The 571-nt window shown below is 77.8% G+C and carries 1 protein-coding gene and 1 pseudogene; one reads left to right on the top strand and one right to left on the bottom strand.

Features of this window, described 5'->3' with window-relative positions:
* Window positions 1-183, top strand: a pseudogene (locus LPA54_RS35635) (GNAT family N-acetyltransferase); the annotation flags it as partial.
* Window positions 184-220: 37 nt separating this feature from the next.
* Here LPA54_RS35635 and LPA54_RS35630 read toward each other — a convergent pair.
* The coding region (locus tag LPA54_RS35630; protein ID WP_368857892.1) for a HEAT repeat domain-containing protein at window positions 221-571 on the bottom strand (351 nt) is incomplete at its 5' end.

Raw genomic sequence — 571 nt, 5'->3', positions numbered from 1 at the left:
GAGTCCGGCCGCTGCGCGGCGGCCGGACTCCCTCGGATGTTCCTGTGGGTGCTCAGGGAGAACGCGCGCGCCCGCCGCTTCTACGAGGCGGCGGGCTTCACGGCGGACGGCGCCGAGGAGCCCTTCGAGGTGGCCGGCGTCGAGGTCCCCGAGGTGCGGTACGTGCGGGCTTTCACCGGCTGACGCCGGGTACGACAGCGAGGCGACGGCCCGTCATCGCTCAGCGTTGCCCCGGGATCCGCCCCCGGGCGCTCCTCTGGTGCGGGATGCGGGCCAGGGCGTGCACCGCCGCCTCCGCCAGCGCGGGGTGGGCGAGCGCCTCGTTCAGGACGGACTCCGCGCGGGGGTCGCCGAGTTCGCCCAGCCCCTCCACGCACGCGAGCGCGACCCGGCGGTAGGGGTCGTGCGGGCGCAGCCGGCGGCGGAGGGTGGTGATCAGGGCCGGGACCGCCTCGGGGGCGCGCAGCTCGGCGAGCAGGCGGACCGGATGCAGGGCGTAGGCGACGCGCAGTTCGTTGGTGGCGAGGGCGGCGGCGGCGCGGGCGGTGCGCGGGTCGCCGAGCCGGGCCAG

This window comes from Streptomyces sp. DH12 (assembly GCF_020873895.1).
Lineage (GTDB): Bacteria > Actinomycetota > Actinomycetes > Streptomycetales > Streptomycetaceae > Streptomyces.
Note: the sequence above shows the minus strand (reverse complement) of the source record. Positions and strands in the feature narration are given on the sequence as shown.